Annotated in this window: 14 protein-coding genes and 1 pseudogene; 11 read left to right on the top strand and 4 right to left on the bottom strand. The window is 54.1% G+C overall.

Annotated features, from left to right (window positions below; genetic code table 11):
* Positions 1–196: 196 nt before the first annotated feature.
* Together A8O25_RS09995 and radC are read right to left on the bottom strand one after the other, a co-directional pair.
* Positions 197–805, bottom strand: coding sequence for a DUF1684 domain-containing protein (locus A8O25_RS09995; protein ID WP_082893558.1), 609 nt, complete (start codon positions 803–805; stop codon positions 197–199).
* A 927-nt stretch (positions 806–1732) separates the two neighbouring features.
* Positions 1733–2440, bottom strand: a complete 708-nt coding sequence (gene radC, locus A8O25_RS09985) for a RadC family protein (protein WP_066834275.1) — start codon at positions 2438–2440, stop codon at positions 1733–1735.
* 150 nt (positions 2441–2590) lie between these two features.
* Between radC and A8O25_RS09980 the strand changes: the two genes are divergently transcribed.
* The 6 genes and pseudogenes from A8O25_RS09980 to A8O25_RS09955 all read left to right on the top strand — a co-directional run bounded on the left by A8O25_RS09980 (position 2591) and on the right by A8O25_RS09955 (position 8599).
* Entirely contained in the window at positions 2591–3826 is a 1236-nt protein-coding gene (locus tag A8O25_RS09980; protein ID WP_066834273.1) for a metallophosphoesterase, read from the top strand.
* Positions 3827–4074: 248 nt separating this feature from the next.
* On the top strand, positions 4075–4902 hold the full coding sequence (locus A8O25_RS09975) for a hypothetical protein (protein WP_153042690.1): 828 nt from the start codon (positions 4075–4077) through the stop codon (positions 4900–4902).
* A gap of 75 nt (positions 4903–4977) precedes the next feature.
* On the top strand, positions 4978–5667 hold the full coding sequence (locus A8O25_RS09970; RefSeq protein ID WP_066834269.1) for a carboxypeptidase-like regulatory domain-containing protein: 690 nt from the start codon (positions 4978–4980) through the stop codon (positions 5665–5667).
* A 78-nt stretch (positions 5668–5745) separates the two neighbouring features.
* Positions 5746–6723 (top strand): annotated as a pseudogene (locus A8O25_RS09965) (PLP-dependent cysteine synthase family protein); the annotation flags it as partial.
* Positions 6724–6899: 176 nt separating this feature from the next.
* Positions 6900–8180, top strand: a complete 1281-nt coding sequence (locus A8O25_RS09960; RefSeq protein ID WP_082893557.1) for a sensor histidine kinase — start codon at positions 6900–6902, stop codon at positions 8178–8180.
* Positions 8177–8599 (top strand): response regulator, encoded by a 423-nt coding sequence (locus tag A8O25_RS09955; RefSeq protein WP_066834263.1) that lies wholly within the window; start codon positions 8177–8179, stop codon positions 8597–8599. Before A8O25_RS09960 ends, A8O25_RS09955 begins: the two co-directional genes overlap by 4 nt.
* A 95-nt stretch (positions 8600–8694) precedes the next feature.
* On the opposite strand, the gene A8O25_RS09950 is transcribed toward A8O25_RS09955, so the two are convergent.
* Entirely contained in the window at positions 8695–9528 is an 834-nt protein-coding gene (locus tag A8O25_RS09950) for a sulfite exporter TauE/SafE family protein (RefSeq protein WP_066834287.1), read from the bottom strand.
* 80 nt (positions 9529–9608) lie between these two features.
* Between A8O25_RS09950 and A8O25_RS23225 the strand changes: the two genes are divergently transcribed.
* Complete coding sequence (locus A8O25_RS23225) at positions 9609–9767, top strand: hypothetical protein (protein ID WP_161947733.1); 159 nt, start codon at positions 9609–9611, stop codon at positions 9765–9767.
* 796 nt (positions 9768–10563) lie between these two features.
* Here A8O25_RS23225 and ade read toward each other — a convergent pair.
* Complete coding sequence (gene ade, locus A8O25_RS09945; protein WP_066834261.1) at positions 10564–12216, bottom strand: adenine deaminase; 1653 nt, start codon at positions 12214–12216, stop codon at positions 10564–10566.
* A gap of 454 nt (positions 12217–12670) precedes the next feature.
* On the opposite strand from ade, the gene cmk reads away from it, so the two are divergent.
* From cmk to A8O25_RS09915, 4 genes are all read left to right on the top strand, one after another.
* On the top strand, positions 12671–13366 hold the full coding sequence (gene cmk / locus A8O25_RS09940; protein ID WP_066834259.1) for a (d)CMP kinase: 696 nt from the start codon (positions 12671–12673) through the stop codon (positions 13364–13366).
* An 86-nt stretch (positions 13367–13452) separates the two neighbouring features.
* Entirely contained in the window at positions 13453–14346 is an 894-nt protein-coding gene (locus A8O25_RS09935; protein ID WP_066834257.1) for a 4-hydroxy-3-methylbut-2-enyl diphosphate reductase, read from the top strand.
* Positions 14347–14422: 76 nt separating this feature from the next.
* The gene (locus A8O25_RS09930) at positions 14423–14965 is read left to right on the top strand and encodes a DUF502 domain-containing protein (RefSeq protein ID WP_066834285.1); all 543 of its coding nucleotides are present in this window, start codon (positions 14423–14425) and stop codon (positions 14963–14965) included.
* A gap of 1319 nt (positions 14966–16284) precedes the next feature.
* Complete coding sequence (locus A8O25_RS09915) at positions 16285–18858, top strand: family 20 glycosylhydrolase (protein WP_066834251.1); 2574 nt, start codon at positions 16285–16287, stop codon at positions 18856–18858.
* Position 18859 lies beyond the last annotated feature (1 nt).

Genomic DNA, 18859 nt, shown 5'->3' with positions numbered 1-18859 from the left:
AGTATTTGCGTTTTCGGCCATGTTTGGCCAAACAGCACGCAAAATCAACTGGCGCGAGACTTCAGTCTCGTGACTTGTAGTGGTGCGAGTCTGGAGACTCGCCGGGAACCACATAAATAAAAATGGAGTCTGGAGACTCCACTCATCCATCGGCACGAGTCTGGAGACTCGCGCCAGCGGCGGCGGCCTTCTCAGTTTATTTAAGAGCGAATTCTTTTTCGCCCGCGGGGATCTTCACTTTCAAACGGTTTTCGGCCGGAGGCATGGGGCAGGCAAATTCAGGGTTGTAGGCGCAGAACGGGTTGTAGGCTTTGTTGAAGTCCAGCACAATGGTTTTGCCGTTGGGAATGGCGTCCAGGTAACGGCCGCCGCCGTAGGTGTCAAAGCCGTTGGTCTGGTCAGTAAACGGAATGAAAAGCGTGTCTGACGTGGAACCGGCTTTCTGGAACAGGGTGAGCGTATGCGTCTGGCCGTTTAGCTCAAATTTGGCTTTGCCTTTCACGTAGTAGGGTTCCTGCGTGCCGGTGGTCATGGGCATGGCAACGGGTTCAGGGTGTTCCTCTGCCATAAAATCAGCGGTGATTTCATAGTCGCGGGTGGGGGCGTAGTAGGTGAGCTTGTCAAACCGGCGGCGCACCGAGTCGGGCAGCGGTGAATTGGTGACGCTCCGGAAGTTAAGGTCTTTGTTTTCACGGTACTTCAAGACGGCTTGGCTGTAGCTCTCATCATTGTAGAACAGGTCTGAGACCCAGTAGCCAATAATCAGCAATACGCCCAGGATGATGATGTATTTGAATCCTTTCATGGAGGCAGGTGGTTGAGCCCGCAAAGTTCGGAAAGAAATTGACAGCTTGTTCAGTTGATTTTTGCAAGAGGTGGAAATGTGGTTTTGGGCTGTTTTGGGAAAAGTAGGCCGGAAACGCAGTTGGCCCAGACGCTCGCAGGTCCTCCGGACGCTACGAGGTCTTGGGAGCAGGCGGTATTGCGGTGTCAGATGCCAGGAATCTACCCGTACCCCTCTGAGGAGGGGAATATTGTTGAATAGTGGTTGACAACGTGTTTTGCAACAGCAACCCTTCTTACTATTATTACTTCTACCAATACTCCCCCTTTGAAGGGTAGGGGCGTTAAGTTTTCCGCTGTTCGGGATTTGCCATCCTGAATGATAATATCCTGAAGTTTTGCAATCTGTTACAGTAGCCAAGAGAGAAGGGAACGGGGATTTCAAATCCCCTCTGTACCTGCTTCCGGATTGCAAACCCGGAAGAGCGACCTCTTTTAGTAGAACTTAACGGTAAGGGGGCGAAGAGGGATGTTTACACCAGCGGGTCTACGTTTCCCAGATAACTCCCCTCCTCGGAGGGGGAGGTTCAATTCGTTTGCCCCCGCAACACTGCCTGCTCAAATGACCTCACAGGTTTTGGAAACCTGTGAGGTCTATGCCAGGAACTCCTGCCTTTTCCCTCTCAACCCCCTCATCCTACCCTTCTCCCGTGGGGAGAAGGAAGGGCGTCTTTGCGTTTTCAGGCTGTTTTTCAGGAAACAGGCAAAAAACAGGAACCTAAACCCCCGCAATACCGCCTGCTCCCAAGACCTCGTAGCGTCCGGAGGACCTGCGAGCGTCTGCGCCAATTTCCGTTTCTGCCCTACTTTTCCCAAAACAGGCCTAAAACAGAAACGGCAGCCACTTGTCAGCAACTGCCTTCCTTTATGAAAGAACTACCGGCCATTCCTAAAGCAAATCCTCATCGGCGAAGCTGTAGTAGCTGCTATCGGTGAAAATCAAGTGGTCCAGGATGGGCAGGTCTAAAACTTTTCCGGCTTCCTGCAGTTTTTTGGTCAGCGAGATGTCAGCGGCGCTGGGTTTGAGTTGGCCCGAGGGGTGGTTGTGCACCAGGATAAGGGCGCTGGCCAGGTTCTCCAGGGCGTGCTTGAAAATGAGCTTGGGATCAGCCACGGTGCCGGCCACGCCGCCGCTGCTGATCTGGATTTTCTTCATAATCACATTGGCGCGGTTCAAAAGAATGATCCAGAACTCCTCATACGGCAGGTCCAGCAGGTGCGGGCGTATGTACTCATAAATGTCAGTGGAGCAGGTGATGCGGGTTTTCACCGCGGGCGCGGCTTCCTTGCGTCTTCGGCCAAGCTCCAGCGCGGCCACAATAGAGATGGCCTTGGCTTCACCTATGCCTTTGTGCTTCTGCAGTTCCTTGACGGTGAGTCTTGCCAGGGCGTTCAAGTCATTGTCTACGGCGTTCAGAATGAGTTTGGCTACGTCTACGGCGCTGAGGCTGGGCGTGCCGGAGCCAATGAGAATGCCAATGAGCTCGGCGTCTGAGAGGGCGGCGCGGCCTTTGAGCAGGAGTTTCTCGCGGGGGCGGTCTTCTTCGGCCCAGGATTTGATGGAGAGCGGGGCGGCGGCAACGTAGACGGTAGACATGCGTTTCTGGGCTGTTTTTCTGAAATCAGGTCAAAATTGACTCTACAAGCCTAACCCGTTAGAAATAGTTCACCGCGGCGTTACAATTTCACGTACATCCTTCGTTGTTGCAACATAGATTTGCCGCTTTGCTTCAGGATTTAAAGAAATATGACCAGACTGATCATTACGTTAATACTCGTTTTACTGATAGATATCTATGTTTTTCAGGCGGTGCGCACAGTTACAGACACGTGGGCGCCGGGGCTGAGAAAGGCCATGTACATTGGCTATTGGGCGGTGAGCCTCTTTACCCTGGGCACCCTGTTGCTGGCGCTGCTCTCGCGCGGCACCGCGCCCAACCCTATGCGCATGCAGGTGGCCAACGTGCTGTTCATTCTCTTCATCTCTAAACTGGTGGTGGTGCTGTTCCTGCTTGTTGATGACCTGGTGCGGCTTACCCAATTCTTGTCCAACACCTTCCGGGGGCCGGAGAAGCCCCAGTTTGACCTGTCGCGCCACAAGTTCCTGAACCAGCTGGCCCTGGTCATGGGGGCGCTTCCGCTGGCGACCTTGATCTGGGGCATGGTGAAAGGGGCGTACTCGTACCAGGTGAAGCGGGTGACGCTCCAGTTCCCCAACCTGCCGGCGGCCTTTGACGGGTTTAGGCTGCTGCAGATCACAGACATGCACGCGGGCAGTTTCTCCTCAGGTGAACCGCTGGAGGAAGCCGTGGCGCTCATTAACCAGCAGGCCGCAGATGTGGTGGTGTTTACCGGTGACAGTGTAAACAACGTAGCCACAGAACTAGAGCCGTACGTGCCCATTTTAGCCAAGATAAAAGCACCCAGCGGTGTCTATTCCATTCTGGGGAACCATGACTACGGGGACTACGTGCAGTGGAGCAGCCGGGAGGCGAAGCTGGAGAACCTTACAGCGCTTAAACAGCACCAGCGCCGCGCCGGCTGGGACCTGCTCCTGAACGAGCACCGCGTCTTTGAGCGCAACGGGCAGCGCATTGCCCTGCTGGGCGTAGAAAACTGGAGCACGCGCATGCACTTCCCCCGCTACGGCAGCCTGGCCCGCGCCCATTCCGGCACAGAAGACATTCCGTTCAAGGTGTTGCTCTCGCATGATCCCTCGCACTGGGACGGTGAGGTGAACACCAAATACCAGGATATTGACCTTACCCTTTCTGGCCACACCCACGGCATGCAGTTTGGGGTCAACATTCCCGGGTTTAGATGGAGCCCCGTGCAATACGTGTACAAGCAGTGGGCGGGACTCTATAAAAGAGGCAAACAACACCTGTATGTGAACGTGGGGCTGGGTTTTCTGGGCTACCATGGCCGCGTGGGCTTTCTGCCGGAGATCACGGTTTTTGAATTCAAACGGGCGGGAGCATAGACCCGCTTCGCGGAATTATGTAAGGTTTTTTTAGTTGGAAGTGCAACCGCTGTTTTTGGCTTGTTTTTGTGAAAACAGACCAAAAACAGCGGTTTTTACTTTTGTAAACCTGTAGAAGGGGCAAGTTTGATAGTTGGGGATTATTTGAATAGTGCAATTGGGTAAAAACCTGCCCAGGGCGCTGCCGTATCAATGGGGAAACCAGGGCACTTCTTTGTGCCGGTTTCCTGAAAACTGATACAACTGTTATGAAAAAGCTATTATTCATGTGGATGGCGGTAGGGGCCTTGTCTTTCACCGCATGCCGCGAAGACGCCGGCACCTCCAGAGAAACCAATGAAAACGACAGCCAGACGCCAGACCGCGCCGCTGGCGAAAGCAAAGAGACTTCTTCGCTCAACTATGATTATGACTCTGAGTACCGGGAGCGGGCCAACCGCATGGCCACCCGGGTCTCACAGGACCTGTCCCTGGACACCGCTGCCCAGGCCCGCCTGCGTACCCTGTTCTATAACCGTGCCCGCCAGATGGACGAGCTGGAGATGCGGTTCAGTGGCAATAACCAAAGCGCGGGGCTTGCCTCAGACAGCGGTGGTATGATGATGGACGATCAAATGATGTCTGATGACATGGCCACTGACAGCGGTATGTCCGGTAGCAGCAGCGGCGGCAGCAATATGCAGTCCAGCGCCTCCTACTCAAGTGACTACCCCAGCCAGTATTATGACGAGCTGGAGTCTATCAACAGCAATGTAGATGTAGAGGTGAAAGGCTTTTTAACGCCCCAGCAGTTCAAGCTCTATGAGACCAACCGCACCAAGTACTATGACATGGACATGAAGTACAAGACTGACAGCGGAGCCAAGATGAAGGTAGACGGTGACGAGGCCAAGATCAAAGCCGGTGACACCAAAATCAAGCGGGACGGTGATGAGTTCAAGTATGAGTCTGGTGATACCAAACTGAAACGTGACGGTGACGAAGTGAAATATAAATCTGGAGACACCAAAATCAAAAAAGACGGCAACGAGTCTAAAATCAAAACCGAAAACACTAAAATAAAAATGGAGAACTAACCGTTCTCTCGTTAACTTTGAAAGGCTTGCCCACAAAAGGGCAAGCCTTTCCTTTTTAGCATTGCCTTCCTTTCTATGATGAAGCGCCTGAGCTTTCTTGTTTTCTTGTTCTGCAGCCTCCTACCCCTGCTTGCCCTGCAAGCGCAAACCAACCGGCACAACGTGTGGGTAAGTGGCCAGGTGCTGCAGGCAAAAGATAAAACCCCTGTTGCAGGCGCCTCTGTGTACCAGAAGAGCACCGGCGCGGGCGTAGCCACAGATGACCAAGGTAGGTTCAGGGTGCAGATGCCGGCCTCAGATACGCTCGTCTTCAAGGCTTTGGGCTACAAGCAGAAAGTCTATGTGCCGGCCCTGCGCAGCGTAACTGAACTCAGAACCAATATTCTGCTGGAGGAGGAGAGCGTGCAACTGCAGGAGGTGCGGGTGTCACAGCTGAGCCAGGAGAAGGTAGACCGCGTGCTCCGGAACATGAAGCCCCGTCCGCCAGCGCCTAAGCCGCGCATGAACCCCATGGTGCCCCGCATCATCATTCCGCCCAGCCCGCCAGAAGACCCTGCTATTTTCTCCAGCCCGCTCAGTTTCCTCTATGACCAATTCTCAAAAGAAGGCAAGCAGCGGCGGCGGCTCTCCCAGCTCAAAGAGGAGCGCGACCGGCAGAAGGCCGCTGAGAGAGCCATTCTCCGGCAGGACTCCCTCCGGCAGGCCCGGCTGCGGTACAACCGGCTGTTCAAAGACACCACCAGTTTCTATGACCCGCGGTGGTAGTACCCCCATGTCCGGCAGGTATGAATTTTTTGGTTACTTTTGTGGTTGACTCTGAGTAATAGACTAAAACACGCATAGATGTATCTCAATAATATAGTTGAAGCCATAGGCAACACACCGCTGGTTAAGCTGAACAAGGTAACCGAGGGGGTGAAAGCCACCGTGCTCGCCAAGGTAGAATACTTCAACCCGGGCAACTCTGTAAAAGACCGCATGGCCCTGCGCATGATAGAAGACGCTGAGAAAGCGGGCATCATCAAACCGGGGGGGACCATTATAGAAGGAACCTCTGGAAACACAGGCATGGGCCTGGCGCTGGCCGCCATTGCCAAGGGGTACAAGTGCATCTTCACCATGTCTGACAAGCAGAGCCCAGAGAAGATCAACATCTTGAAAGCGGTGGGTGCTGAAGTGGTGGTATGCCCCACCAATGTGGCCCCAGAGCACCCAGATTCCTATTATTCAGTAGCCAAGCGCCTGAACCAGGAGATTCCCAACTCGTTCTACCCCAACCAGTATGACAACCTCTCTAACACCGCTGCCCATTATGACACCAGCGGCCCGGAGATCTGGCAGCAGACAGACGGTAAAATTACCTGCTTTGCGGCGGGCGTGGGCACGGGAGGTACTATCTGCGGCATCTCCAAATACCTGAAAGAGCAAAACGCAGACCTCAAGGTGGTGGGCATTGACACGTATGGCTCGGTGTTCAAAAAATACAAGGAGACCGGCGTCTTTGACGAAAACGAAATCTACCCGTACGCGACAGAAGGAATTGGCGAAGACATTCTCCCCAAGAACGTTGACTTCAGCCTCATAGACACCTTTATTAAGGTAACTGACAAAGACGGGGCGCTCATGACCCGCCGTCTGGCCAAAGAAGAAGGGCTGTTTGTAGGCTGGTCCTGCGGATCTGCCGTGTACGGAGCCCTGGAATATGCCAAAGAGCACCTCACTGAGCAAGACACGCTGGTGGTGGTTTTGCCAGACCACGGCACCCGCTACCTGGGCAAAATCTACAATGATGACTGGATGCGTGCCCAAGGGTACCTGGACTAGCCCGTCTGTTTCCGGCTACTTTTTTGAAAACAGCGCCAAAACGGCCAGCCGGAAGCAAATCCGGCTGGCGTTTTGCTTCATGCCCGCCGGTATTTTCCATTGAAATAGTCTTTCAGGAATTTTATAAACAACTTTACCCCAATGGGCACCGTTTTACTTTAGTTGAACCTCTTATGACTCATCTGGTGCTATTGTTTCAGTTACAAGCGCAGATTTCGCCCAATGCCGCTGCCTCTGAGGTAGGATGGGTGTTTTGGGTGAGTGAACTGCTGGCGGCGGTGGCGTATCTGTGTGTGGCGCCCTTGCTCTTCTACCTTACTGTAAAGCGTGATGACCTGCAACGGCGCATTGTGCTGCTGTTGTTTGGGGTAATGGCGCTGCTGGCGGCATCTGTGCACGTGATCAACCTGGTAGGGACCCGGGAGTGGCTGCCGGTCCTTCTCATTGTGAAGCTGGTGCTGGGGGTGGCGGCGGTGGTCACAGCGTTTCTGCTGTACAAGGCCATACCCGGCCTGCTGGCCATTCCCAGCCAGATCCGGTTACAGAGAGCCAACCAGGAGCTGCTGGAGCAGGTGCAGGAACGGGAAAAAGCCCAGGCGGCGCTCAGGGAAACCCAGGAGGAGCTGGAACGCCGGGTGCAGCAGCGCAGCCGGCAGCTGAATGCCGCCAACAAAGACCTGGAGCGGGAGATAGACACCCGCAAACGCACAGAGAAGCAGTTGATCTCCAAAAACTATGAACTGGTGCGCCTCAACGCTGACCTGGATGATTTTGTCTACTACGCCTCCCGTGATCTAAAAGGGCCGGTGCTGAACGTGGCCGGGCTGGTGCAGGTGATCAAAGAGGAGCTGCCGCCCAACAACCCGGCGCTTGGCGACCTTTTCATGCGGCTTGACAATTCTGTGTCGCAGATCAACCGCAAGCTGAACAACCTGGCCGAAGTCAGTAGAATTCAACGTCCGGTAGACCAGGGGCGGCTGGAGATGGTGTCCTTCTCAGAGGTGCTGGCTGCGGTGAAAACCCAATTGCAAGCGTTGATCCAGACGGCCAACGCTGAGATAACGGCAGATTTTTCCGGGGCACCGGCGGTGTATTTTTCCAGAGAGAACCTGCACAGCCTGCTGTACCACCTGCTCACCAATGCCTTAAAGTACCGGGAGCCGTCAAGGCCTACCCGCGTTGCCCTCACTTCTCAACTGCAGGAGCGTTCCATAGTCCTTGCGGTGCGGGACAACGGCATAGGCATGGACCTGGAGCGGCACGGGCCACAGCTTTTCTCACTCTTCCGGCGGTTTCATGATCACGTTGAAGGAAGCGGGCTGGGGCTATACATCATAAAACGGATCATGGATAACCACCGTGGGAAAGTGAAAGTGCAGAGCACGCTGGGCGAAGGAACCACCTTCTCTCTTTATTTCGTTCCCCATGTGAAAGACACCTCAAATAAGGCATGAAAAAATTAAAGGGCATTTTGCTCATAGATGACGACGATACCAACAATTTCCTGAACAACCGCCTGCTCAGCAGGATGGAGCTGACTGATAGAATTAAGGAGTTCCGCAACGGGAAACAGGCTTTTGATTACTTATACAACATCAGCCAGGGGCACTATGATGCCTCAGCCCCTGAGTATTTCAAGCCGTCTCTGATCCTGCTGGACATCAACATGCCCGTCATGGACGGGTTTGAGTTCCTGGAGCTTTTCAACCGTCTGAATGAAGACTTCAGGCGCGATGTGGTCCTGGCCCTGCTCACCACCTCAGAACACAGCCAGGATACTGAGCGGGCCTCTGCCAGCGGCGTGGCTTACCTGACCAAGCCCTTGACGGCAGAGAAAGTGCAGGAACTGCTGGAAACATACTTCCCGGAGTAGCTACACAATTGGGAACTGGAAGCACAGGGGGCGTTTTGGGGCTGTTTTTAGAAAAACAGCCCAAAACGCCCCCTGTGCATTACGCGGGGCCCGCGCTAGAAGTCATATTTGATGAAAATGTGCGCCACCACGCTCATGCCCGCCAGCAGAAGCCCAACCCCAATCAAGCGTTCAGATGACTGCTGGGAAGAGGCTCGTTTCTTCAGGAGCCCTTTCCCCAGCAGCGCCCCAACGGCAAACGCCAGCATGAGGGGCAGGCTCCGGGTCCAGTCAATGTGCCCCAGCCAATAATGCGAGGAAATGCCCGTCAGGCTGGTGATGATCAGGATGAAAAGTGAGGTGGAGATGGCAATCTGCGAAGGTATTTTGAAGGCTTTGATCATGAGGGGCGTCTGCAGAAACCCGCCGCCCACGCCAAATAGGCCCGCCAGCGTGCCGGTGCACAAACCCAGAAAAGCCAGCAGGCTCCCATTCAGGCGGTAGGCGGTGTGCCGGCTGTGGTTTTTCCTGATAAAAGAGGTGGGCATGCGGTTGATGCGGTATAGCATGCCTTTCTTCTTTTTTTGCTTTTTCTTGTAGGTGGCCAGCATGTAGACGCCCGTGACCGTCACAAACAACGCAAACAGAAACTGCATCTGCAGCACCGGCATGTACGCCACCAGAAACGCCCCTATCACAGTGCCCAGCATAGAGGTGGGTTGCAGCAGAGACGCCACCACGTAGTCTATGCTTTTCTCCCTAAAGTTGAAGGCCGTTGAGATCACTGAGGCCGGGAGCAGCGCACACATGGCGCTGCCAATGGCCAGTTCAATGGGAAACTGAAAGAAAATGATGAGAATAGGCACCATGAACACCCCGCCCCCAAACCCAATGAGCACGCCAAACGCGCTCACGGCCACGCCAATCAAAAAAATGAGGAGTTCTGTCACCAAGTTAGAAAGGGTTAAGCGTACCAGGAAAGCAGAAATGGCCAAACACCCGGCGAGTTGAGCGTTAGGCCCAGAAGGCCATGGTGAAGAGTCCCGCCAGCCTTCTTTGCTTACTAGTTACAGAAATAATAGTTGCTCCTGAAGAAAAAGGAAAGGTTTCTGTTTTTGGCCTGTTTTGCGAAAAACAGGCAAAAACAGAATTAAGGTGGAAGGAAGGAAGTTACCAGCCAGCGGAATAAAGCCGGTTGGCAACGCGCCCTGATGTTGCGCTGGCGCGCGTCTCCAGACGCGTGCCTACCAGTGGCGGGTAGTCTCCAGACTACCCTTGCTGCCTAGCAGCAAACAACGCATTTCAGATCTTTATATGGGACAAGGAGAGATAGACCTGGTGACCTGTTCAAGACACTTTCCCCTGACATCTTGCCACCATTCCCCGCGAATCTGGAGACAAGTCTCATTCCAAGGCACGAGACTGTGGCCTCGCGCCAGCGCAAAGAAGTGGGCATAGGGAGATCTGGGTGGTCGCTAATTTTATAAAATCTATTTCTGACCTCGTAGCGTCCGGAGGACCTGCGAGCGTCTGTGCGTGAACCGTCTTTGCCCTCATCCTAACCTTCTCCCTGAGGGAGAAGGAACACCGCCGTTACGTTTTGGAGTCTGTTTGCGCAAAACAGCTCCAAAACAGAAATTAGTTTTGATTCAAAAAATTCAAGTACAGCTATGTTGACCAGTTCGGCACCTCAAAAGACCTCGCAGTGTCTCCCAGACCTGCGAGTGTCTGCGCCAACAGCTTCTGCTAATGTAGCCTAAACTGCATTTTCCCTTTGTGCTGAAAATCCGCTAATTTCTGTTATTGACCTGTTTTGGGCAAAACAGGTCAATAACAGAAATTAGCGGCGTAGCCTATAACGCCGAAGCTGCCACCGCTACTCCCCAACGATCTAACACTTAATTACAACTACGCCAGAAACCGTTTCCAGCCTCCTTTTTCCCAAATCAGCCCCAAACCATTCATTCCCTCACTCAATCATGCCTTCACTCATTGCCCACCAGCACTTCTATAAACTGGAAATGCTGCCCGTCAAACAGGCCTTTGTCAGAGAGCTTGAGCGCCGGAATCACCAGCAGGGCCATGAACGAGAGTGTCATGAACGGCGAGGTGAGCGTGCTGCCCAGGTCTTTGGCGGCTTGGTCCAGTTGGGCGTATTGTTCGGCCACCCAATAGCCGTCCTCGGCAGACATGATGCCGGCCACGGGCAGGGGCAACACTTCTTCCCGGTCATCGGCCACGGCCGAAATCCCGCCCTGGGCATCAATTAAGAGGTTGACGGCGCGGCAGAGGCTCTCGTCATCACAGCCCACGGCAATAATGTTGTGCGAGTCATGTCCCACGCTAGAGGCAATGGCCCCGCGCTGCAACCCGAAGTTCTTAATGAAAGCAATGGCGGGCTCGGTGTTCTGGTAGCGGTTCACCACGGCCATTTTGAGAACATCTTGCGCCACGTCACTCACCACGTTTCCGTTTTCCACTTTCGCATCTAGCAGCAGCATACCGGTAATCAACTGCCCGTCATACGGCTCAATGACCCGCAGTTTGGCCAAGCCTTGGGGAGCCGACAAGTGGAACTGCTCTACCGTTTTCCGCTGCGCATGAAAATTATTGACAATCTCGCTGGGCGTGAATTCAATCTTGCTTTTCCCGTCTTCAGCCACCAGTTGGCCGTTGATGTAGGTTTGAAGCACGTTGAACTGTTCCAGGTTGTCTATTACAATGAAATCTGCCGGGTCTTTCTCCTGCAAGAGGCCCACTTCCAGCTTATAATGCTGCACCGGGTTCACACAGGCGGCCTGTAGCACGTGGAACAAATCATGCCCTTTGGCCAGCGCCCGCTTCACCAGTTCGTTGATGTGGCTCTCTACCAGGTTGTCCGGGTGCTTGTCATCTGAGCAGAACATGATTTTGTCAGGGAACTCGCTGAGCAGTTCAATCAAGGCCTCAAAATTTTTGGCGGCGCTGCCTTCGCGTATCAGGATTTTCATACCGGCGGCCAGTTTGTCGCGGGCCTCGGGGGCGGTGAAGCACTCGTGGTCGGTGGTCATGCCGGCGGCGGCGTAGGCTTGGGCCTGTTCCCCCATGAGGCCGGGGGCGTGGCCGTCTATCTGTTTGTCAAACTTCTGGGCCAGCGTGATTTTGCGCATCACCAGCTCGTCCTGGTTCAGCACGCCGGGCCAGTTCATCATCTCGGCCAGATACTTGACCTCCGGCCGAAGGAAAAGCTCCTCAATGTCCTCGGGGGTGATTTCGGCGCCCGCCGTCTCAAAGGGCGTGGCCGGCACGCAAGACGGTGCCCCAAAGTAGAATTTGAACGGCACCTTTTTCCCGTTCTCCAGCATATACTCCACACCTTTCAGCCCCAGCACGTTGCCAATCTCGTGCGGGTCAGAGACAGTGGCCACGGTACCGTGCGGCACGGCCAGGCGTGCAAACTCAGACGGCACCAGCATAGAACTTTCTACGTGCACGTGCGCATCAATGAACCCGGGCAGGAGATACTGTGTTTCGGCCACAGGCCCCCGCATGATGCGGCTGATGTGCCCGTCTGCTATTTCAAGGGTGCCTGGGTAGATTTCCCGGTTCAGGACATCTATGATATTGCCGCTCACTTTGAAGAATCTTGGTTGGGCCATGGTGGTACGTTTCTGATGAGTTAGAGAGCATGTTTAAATTTATCTTTTGCGCTGCAAAATGGCATAGCAAGAACCTGCTTTCGCATTTTTCTCTCACCGTAGCACTGCTACGCTGCTCAAAAAATGTTTCGGCAGAACCTTACTCTGTCATTTTTCGCTGGCAAAATCTAAATTTAAGCAAGCTCCTGTGAAAAATAAGCCGAAAACAGGCGGGTCAGTAAAAACCCGTAGCGGTTCCGGTAGATTACGTGTATCTTTGCAGCCAAAGTTAATGGTTTTGAGAAAGTATTTTTCCCTTGGGTTGGTGTGGTGCCTCTTGCTGGGGGCTGCGGCTCCGGCATGTACCAGTAAATCCACATCATTGAGTAAGAAGACCAAAAGCTACCAGCGCAAAATGCGCTCAGGGAAGGGAATTCCCTGCCCCACCAAAGATTGCTAATCTGTAAGTACTGGTATGAAGAAGATTGTGGTAGCCCTTGACGGGTACTCTTCGTGCGGCAAAAGCACTACCGCCAAGCAAGTGGCACAGGAACTGGGCTACGCCTACATTGATACCGGTGCCATGTACCGCGCGGTGACCCTCTATTTTCTGGAGCATTTCATTGACCTCACCAACCCCAAAAAGGTGCAGGAGGCCTTGAACAACATTGAGGTTTCCTTTCAGCGTAACTCCAAGAACGGCCGCAACGAGGTGTTCCTGAACGGCCTCAATGTAGAGGACGAAATCAGGAAGATGTATATCTCTGAGAAGGTGAGCGAGGTGAGCGTGCTGGCCCCCGTGCGCCACGCCATGGTTTCTGAGCAGAAAAAAATGGGCAAGCGCCGCGGCGTGGTCATGGACGGCCGCGACATTGGCACCGCCGTGTTCCCAGACGCCGAGGTGAAAGTCTTCATGACCGCCGAGGTAGACATACGCGCCCGCCGCCGGCAGGAGGAACTGCTGGAGAAAGGCCAGCTGGTGCCGTTTGATGAGATTGTGGAGAACCTGCAGAAACGCGACCACATAGACTCTACCCGGGAGGAAAGCCCGCTTAGGCGCGCCGAAGATGCCCACCTGCTGGACACCTCGCACATGACCATTGACGAACAGGTAGACTTTGTACTGGATTTAGTGCATTCAGCGTTGCTGCAAAAAGAACTTGCCGGGTAAACGGTTTGTTCTGGATTAGAGTAAAAGACAGGGGCAACCCATTGATTGCCTGTCTTGCTCGCACATCTTGATACTTGACACGAGGTATGAACGTAACCATAGACCAGAATTCGGGCTACTGTTTTGGGGTAGAGTTCGCCATTCAGATGGCAGAAGACGAGTTGGAGGAAGTCTCAGAACTTTACTGCCTGGGCGATATTGTGCACAACAGCATGGAGGTGCAGCGGCTCTACAACAAAGGCCTGCGCATCATTGACCGCGCCCAACTGCAGGAGCTGCATGACTGCAAGGTCTTAATCAGGGCGCACGGCGAACCGCCGGAAACCTACCAAACCGCCCTTAAGAACAACCTGGAGCTGATTGACGCGTCTTGCCCCGTGGTACTCAAACTGCAGAACCGCGTGAAGCATGCCTATGACTCCACCAAAGCCATTGACGGCCAGGTGGTGATTTACGGGCAGCAAGGCCACGCCGAGGTCATCGGCTTAGCCGGGCAAACCGGCAATGATGCCATTGTCATCACCACCGAGCAGGACCTGGACCAGCTGGACTACACCCGGCCCATCACGCTCTTCAGCCAGACCACCAAAAGCACCAAAGGCTTCTACAAAATGAAGGAGCTCATTGAGCAACGCGTGGCCGCAGCCAAAGCGGCGGGCGCCGAAGTAGAAGAACTGGACGCCAATGACAGTATCTGCCGCCAAGTCTCTAACCGCGAGCCGCAGCTGGAGAAATTCGCCCAGCTGCATGACGTGGTGGTGTTTGTGAGCGGCAAGAAAAGCTCTAACGGCAAAGCGCTGTACGCTGTTTGCCAACGGGTAAACCCGAACAGCTACTTCGTGGAGAATGCCGCCGAGCTGGATAGGAGTTGGTTTGACGGCGTAACCTCTGTGGGTATCTGCGGTGCCACCTCTACCCCCATGTGGCTAATGCAGGAAGTGGCAGACGCCATTCAGGCCAGTCAGCCCGCTGAAGTATAAAAGAAATAACCTATATAGAAATTAATCAGTATTTTAAAGCCCCACCCCTTGGGGCTTTTTTTCTATCTTCTTGTCTATGAAACGCATTCTACGCTATTTCCTGAATGGTTTTCTGATTATGGCACCCATCAGCCTCACCGTCTACATTATTGTGGCCACGGTAGACTGGCTAGATGAGCTGTTCTATTTAGACTACCCGGGGTTGGGGCTGCTTCTGATCATCATGCTGACCACGGTGGTGGGGTTCATAGGTTCCTCGTTTCTTGTCAGGCCGTTTCTGGTGCTCACTGAGCGCATTCTGAGCCGCCTCCCGCTGGTGAGCATGATTTACTCATCGCTCAAAGATTTGTTTGACGCCTTTGTGGGCGAAAACCAGAAGTTCAACCAGCCGGTGCTGGTGAAGATGACGCAGTTCCAGGACACGTATAAACTGGGCTTCGTGACGCAGATGTCTATGGAGGCGGTGAACCTCCCAGACAAAGTGGCGGTCTACTTTCCGCACTCCTACAACTTCTCGGGCGAGCTCTTCCTGGTTTCCCGTGAAAACGTGACCTACCTGGAGATTCCAAGTGGCGAGATGATGAAGTTTATTGTCTCCGGCGGGGTGTCTAAGCTGTAGCGTAAGTGCGTTTTAGGGCTGTTTTTCTGAAAACAGCTCCAAAACAGGTTTTCTCCTTTTTACCTCATCTTTTAAATTATCCTGAGGCAGGCGGAGGCGGTGGGTAGTATTGTTTGCCGCTGCTGCAATGCGTGGTCTGCTGTTTCCCTTGGCTGTGCTTTGTGGCCTTGCGCTGGTTGCGGGTTTCTGGCTCTGTTGCTGCTGTGGCAGGAAAGTGCAGCCTGCTGCTGCAGTTGCTGTAGTAATGCGCAGTTTGCTGCTCCCTAGGCTGGACCGCTGTTGACAGTGCCTCACTCACTGTGTTGTTTCATCTTTTCCGGTAAGCGCTCACCGCCAGGACTGGTTTCGGTTCCTTTACTGTAGCTGCTTGTGCTGTTATGTCTGCCTCTGCAGGTAGCTGCTGCTGCCCCGCTAGCCTGAGGCGAGCCCGTGCTGCGCACATCAGCCAGGGGCAGAAGTGCTAATTAACAGAGGTTCCACTAGCAGAAGTGTTGATTGTTCATTGCTGCTTGTTTGTTGGTTTACTTATTGCTGCTGGTTTGTCACTTTCTCTGGTTCAAGTTTCCAACTTGGACCTGTGGTGGCGGAAGCTTTCAGCTTCCATGAGGCGGCAGCCTCACATTACTTCTGCCCTCTATGGCTTCTCTATGGCGCGGAAGTTACTTCCGTGCCTTCTAACGCTACCTGATACTCACGCGCTGGCGCGAGCCTCCAGACGCGTGCCTACAGCTGATGGGCCGTCTCTGCCTGCCCCCGCGCCGCGGCGGCGAAACAAGGCATTGCTACTTCATTCGTGCTGATTTGTCTAGGGGGAAAAGAAAGGACTCAGAACTCAAGACTCATAACTCAGAACTCACTCTGATGCTCCCCCTTTGAAGGGAGCGAAGGGGGATGTTGACACGCATGCCAGGATATGGCCTGCTTACCGCGGAAGAGCCTAAAACTGGACAGCCTTTTCCTTTTGAAAGAGACACAGATGTTTACCTGCCAATCTACGCGTTCTCGGAAAATGACATTGAACCAGATTGCCTCCGGCCGCAGCATAAAATTGCGTTTTCGCTGTTTTCCAGAAAACAGGCCGAAAACGCAATTTGGGGAATAAATAGCCTGGCTGGTCTGATCTGAAGGGGGAGGCGCAAAAGGGCCGGCTAACGCCTGAATCAATTGATGGAAGTGACTCTGTTGGGAGTAGTTCTTGTAGAACAGATTTTCTGGTGCACAGCCAAGAATAGGAAAGCAGCATGAATTCTTTTTGGTGAAGACGGGCATTTTTGTTCTATTAGTGCTTCCTAAGCTGATCAGTACCTTACCACATCCCCATGTTTAGATATTTCATTGTCGCTCTGGTTTGCACGTTGGCCTTCTCCTCAGAGGGGTGCGGACAGACTACCTCTACCCAATCAGACAAAGCAAAAACCACCCCCAATCAGTCTGCTGCCGCGCCCCTGCAACTGACCTGGGAGGTGGTAGAAGAAAAACACCAGGGCAAAAACCAGACGCTCTCAGCGTTGACCATCCAGAATACCGGCAAGGAGGCGTTGCCTGCCCAGGGCTGGACCCTGTATTTCCACGGGTCGCCTTCGTTTAAGCCCAAGGCGGGTGAGGCGGCGCCCGTGAAGACCGAGTTGATCAACGGCGATTACCTGAAGATGATGCCTACCGCCAATTCCAAAGCCTTAGCCGCAGGGGCGTCGCAGCGTATTGAGTTTGTAGGCGCGGGGCAGGTGGTGAACCAGTTCCGGGCGCCGCAGGGCTTTTACCTGGTGTGGGACAAAGACAAAAGCAAAGGTTATCCCGTTTCCCTGAACATCATCAAGCCTAACCATACCGCCATTGACTGGGAAACCCCGCAAAGTATTTTTACCAAGAATCAGGAAATCAAAGACATTCCCGCTGAGAAGCTGACCAAGATTTTCCCTACGCCGGCGCAGTACAAAGAAACCGGCCAGGCGTTAACACTGACCCAGGCGGTGCCCGTGGTGGCCGACAAGGCTTTCCAGAAAGAGGCAGATTTGCTGGCGGTTCAGTTAGGAAACGTGTTCGGGACTAAACCGGCGGTGAAAACAGCGGGGACGGGCAAAGCCATTAAACTACAGCAGAAAACGGGCATGGGCCCGGAAGCCTATGAACTGACGGTGACGCCGCAGGAAGTGGTGATTTCGGCTACCACGGCGGCGGGCGCTTTCTACGGGGCGCAGTCCTTGCTGACGTTGTTGCCGCCTTCGGCCTTGGCCAAGAAACAAACCTCTGTGCCGGTGCCGGGCGTGCAGGTGAAAGATGCACCGCGTTTCGGGCACCGCGCCTACATGATGGATGTGGCCCGAAACTTCCAAACCAAGGAGCAGGTGCTCAAAGTGCTGGATTTGCTGGCGCTCTACAAGATCAACGTGTTCCACTTCCACTTCAGTGATGACGAGGGCTGGCGCCTGGAGATTCCGGGCTTGCCTGAACTGACCCAGGTGGGCGCGCGCCGCGGCCATACGCAAGATGAACTGGACTTTATGAACCCGGCCTACGGCTCCGGGCCAGAGGTAGACAAGCTCAGCGGAAGCGGTTTCTACACGCGCGCTGACTTTATAGAGATTCTGAAATACGCCCGCGACCGCCATATTAAGGTGATTCCGGAGATTGAGACGCCCGGCCACGCCCGCGCCGCCGTCAAAGCCATGGATTCGCGGTACGCGCGCCTCATGAAGGAAGGCAAAAAGGTTGAGGCCGAGCAATACCTACTGCGTGACCCGCAGGATAAGTCGGTGTACCGGTCTGTGCAGAATTTCAATGACAACGTGATGAATGTGGCGCTGCCGTCTACCTACAACTTCCTGGAAAAAGTGACCGATGAGCTGTTGGGCATGTACAAAGAAGCCGGGGCGCCTATCCAAACCATTCATTTCGGGGGGGATGAAGTGCCCAACGGTGTGTGGGAAAAGTCACCGGCAGTGCAGGCGTTGATGGCTTCTAACCCGGCTGTGAAGACCGTTGATGATGTGTGGTACTATTACTTCGGGAAGGTGAATGCCATGCTCAAGGCCCGCAGCCTCTACCTGTCGGGTTGGGAAGAAGTGGGCCTGACCAAAGTGCGCACCAACGGTAAACTGAGCTATGTGGCCAACCCGGATTTTGTGAAGGAGAATGTGCACGTAGACGTCTGGAATAACCTGGGCCAAAACATTGACCTGGCCTACCGCATGGCTAATGCTGGCTATAAAGTGGTGCTGACCAATGTGACGCACTATTACATGGACCTGTCTTACCAGAAAAATTATGATGAGCTGGGCCACAACTGGGGCGGGTATCTGGACGTGGACAAACCGTTCTATTTCATTCCGTTTGATTACATGAAGAGCATGCGGGTGAACGAGAACAATGACCCGGTCTCGCCCTCGGCGTTCGCCGGAAAAGAGCAGCTCAAACCCGAGGCCCGCGCCAACATCATAGGGCTGCAGGCCCCGCTCTGGAGCGAAATTGTGAAAACCCCGGAACGCCTGGAGTACATGCTGCTGCCCAAACTGATGGGCCTGGCCGAACGCGCCTGGGCCCCGGACCCCAGCTGGGCCACCAACCCTGGATCAGCAGAGAGCAAGACGGCTTATACCCAAGCTTGGTCTGAGTTCACCAACGTGCTGGGCAAGCGCGAACTGCCAAGGCTGAGTTACTATGCCGGCGGCTTCAACTACCGCATTCCTACCGCAGGCGCGAAGGTAGAAAACGGCAAAGTGCTGGCCAACGTGCAGCTGCCGGGCCTGACCATCCGGTACACCACCAACGGGGCGGAGCCTACCGTGAAAAGTAAACCGTATGCGGGGCCCATTGCGGAGAAAGGCACCGTGAAACTGGCGGTGTTTGATGCGGCAGGCAGGTCTGGCAGAACGGTAACGGTAGAGAACAAGTAGA

Origin of the sequence: Rufibacter ruber, from assembly GCF_001647275.1 — a bacterium.
GTDB lineage: Bacteria > Bacteroidota > Bacteroidia > Cytophagales > Hymenobacteraceae > Nibribacter > Nibribacter ruber_C.
Note: the sequence above shows the minus strand (reverse complement) of the source record. Positions and strands in the feature narration are given on the sequence as shown.

What these genes read in the sequence shown, in the direction of transcription:
- cmk (WP_066834259.1), top strand. Translation starts at nt 12,671, where the DNA reads ATGAAGAAGATTGTGGTAGCCCTTGACGGGTACTCTTCGTGCGGCAAA.
- ade (WP_066834261.1), bottom strand. Translation starts at nt 12,216, where the DNA reads ATGGCCCAACCAAGATTCTTCAAAGTGAGCGGCAATATCATAGATGTC.
- A8O25_RS09970 (WP_066834269.1), top strand. Translation starts at nt 4,978, where the DNA reads ATGATGAAGCGCCTGAGCTTTCTTGTTTTCTTGTTCTGCAGCCTCCTA.
- A8O25_RS09930 (WP_066834285.1), top strand. Translation starts at nt 14,423, where the DNA reads ATGAAACGCATTCTACGCTATTTCCTGAATGGTTTTCTGATTATGGCA.
- A8O25_RS09975 (WP_153042690.1), top strand. Translation starts at nt 4,075, where the DNA reads ATGAAAAAGCTATTATTCATGTGGATGGCGGTAGGGGCCTTGTCTTTC.
- A8O25_RS09960 (WP_082893557.1), top strand. Translation starts at nt 6,900, where the DNA reads ATGACTCATCTGGTGCTATTGTTTCAGTTACAAGCGCAGATTTCGCCC.
- A8O25_RS09915 (WP_066834251.1), top strand. Translation starts at nt 16,285, where the DNA reads ATGTTTAGATATTTCATTGTCGCTCTGGTTTGCACGTTGGCCTTCTCC.
- A8O25_RS09980 (WP_066834273.1), top strand. Translation starts at nt 2,591, where the DNA reads ATGACCAGACTGATCATTACGTTAATACTCGTTTTACTGATAGATATC.
- A8O25_RS23225 (WP_161947733.1), top strand. Translation starts at nt 9,609, where the DNA reads ATGGTGAAGAGTCCCGCCAGCCTTCTTTGCTTACTAGTTACAGAAATA.
- radC (WP_066834275.1), bottom strand. Translation starts at nt 2,440, where the DNA reads ATGTCTACCGTCTACGTTGCCGCCGCCCCGCTCTCCATCAAATCCTGG.
- A8O25_RS09995 (WP_082893558.1), bottom strand. Translation starts at nt 805, where the DNA reads ATGAAAGGATTCAAATACATCATCATCCTGGGCGTATTGCTGATTATT.
- A8O25_RS09935 (WP_066834257.1), top strand. Translation starts at nt 13,453, where the DNA reads ATGAACGTAACCATAGACCAGAATTCGGGCTACTGTTTTGGGGTAGAG.
- A8O25_RS09955 (WP_066834263.1), top strand. Translation starts at nt 8,177, where the DNA reads ATGAAAAAATTAAAGGGCATTTTGCTCATAGATGACGACGATACCAAC.